This is a genomic window from Plasticicumulans sp. (assembly GCF_035331805.1).
In the GTDB taxonomy this organism is placed as follows: Bacteria; Pseudomonadota; Gammaproteobacteria; order Competibacterales; family Competibacteraceae; genus Plasticicumulans.
Window position 1 is genome coordinate 1 of the sequence record NZ_DAOLKE010000395.1, and the last position, 3,025, is coordinate 3,025.

The 3,025-nt window shown below is 72.4% G+C and carries 5 protein-coding genes; all 5 read left to right on the forward strand.

What is annotated here, in order from left to right; all coding sequences use genetic code 11:
• On the forward strand, positions 1 to 1,271 hold a 1,271-nt coding region (locus PKE44_RS17395), incomplete at its 5' end, for a YfjI family protein (RefSeq protein ID WP_324553786.1).
• Positions 1,268 to 2,020 carry a hypothetical protein gene (locus PKE44_RS17400; RefSeq protein WP_324553789.1) on the forward strand — a complete coding sequence of 251 codons (753 nt, stop codon included), beginning with the start codon at positions 1,268 to 1,270 and terminating at the stop codon, positions 2,018 to 2,020. The genes PKE44_RS17395 and PKE44_RS17400, both read left to right, overlap by 4 nt.
• Positions 2,021 to 2,100: 80 nt before the next feature.
• A complete protein-coding gene (locus PKE44_RS17405) occupies positions 2,101 to 2,301 on the forward strand; it encodes a hypothetical protein (protein WP_324553791.1) in 201 nt (66 codons plus the stop codon).
• Positions 2,302 to 2,336: 35 nt separating this feature from the next.
• A complete protein-coding gene (locus PKE44_RS17410; protein ID WP_324553793.1) occupies positions 2,337 to 2,774 on the forward strand; it encodes a ProQ/FINO family protein in 438 nt (145 codons plus the stop codon).
• Positions 2,771 to 3,025 (forward strand): single-stranded DNA-binding protein (locus PKE44_RS17415; RefSeq protein ID WP_324553795.1); only part of this gene is annotated, 255 nt, incomplete at its 3' end. The genes PKE44_RS17410 and PKE44_RS17415, both read left to right, overlap by 4 nt.

Here is a 3,025-nt window from a genome sequence, read left to right on the forward strand (position 1 = left end):
AACGGAAATCGGCCGTCGATGCCGTCGCGCTGCGCGCCGTCGATGCGTTCCAGCGCGAGCTGGCCGAGGCGCAGGCCGGCGCGTGCGCCATCCACGAGAACGACCTCGCCGTCTGGCGACTGGCGCGCGATGCCGCACTGCGCCCGCCATCGAGCCGCAAGGGCGAGCCGCGCAGCGTGGACCGCGAGGCCGTGCGGGCGGCACTGGACGATCTGGGTCCGGAACCGCTGCCGCCGCTGCTGCCGCTGATCCGGGCGGGCGATCCAACGCACGAGGGGCTTTACAAGCTCTTGGCCGCCGGGCGACCGAGCATCGGCCTGTTCAGTGATGAAGGCGGGCAGTTTGTCGGCGGGCACGCCATGAACGCCGACAACGCGCTGAAAACCGCTGCCGGCCTGTCGAAGCTCTGGGACGGCCGGCCGCTGGACCGCGTGCGCGGGGGCGACGGTGCATCGCTGCTGTACGGCCGGCGCGTGGCGCTGCACCTGATGATGCAGCCGGCCGTCGCCGATCTGCTGCTCGGCAATGGGCTGATCGAGGGGCAAGGCTTCCTCGCGCGCTGCCTGATCTGCTGGCCGGACTCGACGGCCGGCACCCGGCTGTATCAGGCCACGGACCTGTCGGCAGACTCGACCGTCGCCGCCTACGGCGCCCGGATCACCGACCGCCTGCGGGCCGCGCTGCCGCTCGCCGAGGGCCGGCGCAACGAGCTGGAGCCGCGCGCGCTGCCGCTCGCTGATGGCGCCAAGCGGCTGTGGACCGCCTTCCACGACGCCATCGAGGCCCGGCTCGCCACGGATGGCGACCTGGCACCGATCCGCGCCTTCGCCTCGAAGCTCGCCGAGCACGCCGCCCGCATCGCTGGCGTGCTGACGCTGTTCGAAGCCGGGCACGCCACCGAGATCGACCTCGACGCCATGCGCAACGGCATCCGCGTTGCCGACTTCTACGCCGGCGAGCGACTGCGCATCGCTTCGGCGGGCCGCACCGATCCCGAGATCGACCTCGCCGAGCGGCTGCTCGCGTGGATGGAGGCGACACGGGATCGGCGCAGGGACCGCAGCGACTGCGGCCTGTTCCACCTGGCCGAGCTGTATCAAGGGGGGCCGAACGCCATGCGCGACGCCAAGACGGCGCGGCGCATCGTCGGAGTGCTGGTCACGCACGGCTACGCCGTGGCCGAGCCGGACGGCGCCCGCCTGCCGGACCTGAAGGGCCGCGAAGCGCACCGGCGCGAGGTGTGGCGTCTGCTCACGAGGGCCGACACATGATCCTGTTCGACCTCGACGCGCTCGAATGCGCTGCCGCGCAGAAATCTGCCACGGCCGCTAATCCCGCTAAACCGGCTAATCGGCCGCTCGCAGCCGCGCCCGATCCGCTGCCGATTAGCGGGATTAGCGGGATTAGCGATGCTGGCGGATTTTGTTTTCCCGAGCGCAGCCAGCCGACCGCCCCGGCCGCTGTGCTGCTCGCCGGTGCCGATCAGGAGCCGGTCGGGCACTGCGCGGCCTGCGGCAGTCCGTCGTGGTGGCGAGCTGCAGACGGCGCCGACTGGTGCTGTTCGTACTGCTCGCCGCGACCGCAGCCGTTCACCGGCACGTCGTTGACGCTGGCCTGCGGCTGGCGAGCCGGCACCGCGCCGCCGGCCGATCCGGACGACGAACCGGCGCCGGCCGTCCGGCCTGCAGACGGGCGCGTTCAGAACGCCTACGGGGCATGGCGCCTGCCAGCCGAGCACGCAGCCGTTGAGGACTACGACCGCCACCACTGGCAGTGCACCGTCTGCCGCCGCGCTGGTAGCGGCTACGGCGACCGCTGCGCCGAGGGCGAGCGGCTGCACGCTGCTACGAGGATCGCGCTGTCCGAGGCGATTCAGGGGCGGATGGTCGGGCGGGTCGGCAACCCGAGCCTGAAGGCCAATTCCGGAAATATTTCCGGAATTGAGCGGGGCGACTCCCGCGACATCGCCGCCCGCGCCGCTGGCCTTGGTTCCGGCAAGACGCTGGAGGGGGCGCCGTGAAGCCGTGGAGGCCCGCCCCGCCTGATCGCGCCACCGAGCGCGCACACGATCCCGAATCCCTGACTGCCAGCACCGGCCGCTTGATCGAGGCCCTGAGCGAAACCCGGCGCGAACGCGATGCCGCGCGCCGTGAGGCCGAGCAACAGCGCCTGCGCGCCACCGCGCTGCTTCATCACCTGGAACGCGCCCGCGCGCTGCTCGCCCGCCCGAGCCGGCCCCGGCCGCGGGCTGGCGTGCCGTCGCAGCTACCGCTGACCCTGCCATCGAGGACCGACCGATGACTTCAGCAACAACCCGCCGCGCTCGCGTCGATGCCGTGCTCGCCGAACTGCGCGAGCGGTTTCCGGCTGCGTTCCCGACCGACCTGTCGACCGTCCGGCCGCTGGCGCTGGGCATCCGCGAGGCCATCGAGGCACTGAAGATCGCCGGCCGCACGCCGGTGCATCGCGTGCTCTGGCTCTGGACCCGGACACCGGCCTACCTGGCTGCAATCGCCGAAGGCCGACCGCGCGTGAACCTCGACGGCACCGACGCCGGAACGGTCGCAGCGGAGCATCAAGCGCAGGCCGCCGAGCGGCTGGCCAGCCTGCGCGCCAAGGGCGAGCGGAAAGCCGCTGCGGCTGCGGCGGCACCCGTCGTCCCTGCTGCACCGGTGCCTGAACCCGCCCCTGAGCCTGCATCCGTGGCGCCGACTGGCCGGCCGGTGCTGACGCTGAAGGGCCGCGCCACCGTGACCAAGAGGACCAAGCCATGACGATGCACACCTTCACCGCTGGCGAGCTGATCCGCGATCCCGAGCGGCGCACCGCCGGCAACGGCAACCCGTTCGTGTCCGCGTTGCTGCGCGTCGATGCCGACACCATCGTGTCGCTGACTGCGTTCGATTCCGCGCTCGCCGAGCGGCTGGCCGGCCTGAAGAAGGGCGCTGCGCTGGCGTGCTCGGGCAGGCTGCAGGCCCGGCCGTACACCGACCGCGACGGCACGCTGCGGCCGGGGCTTGGCGTG

Excerpts from the sequence above, each read along its gene's own strand:
- PKE44_RS17400 (WP_324553789.1), top strand. The coding sequence starts at position 1,268 with ATGATCCTGTTCGACCTCGACGCGCTCGAATGCGCTGCCGCGCAGAAA.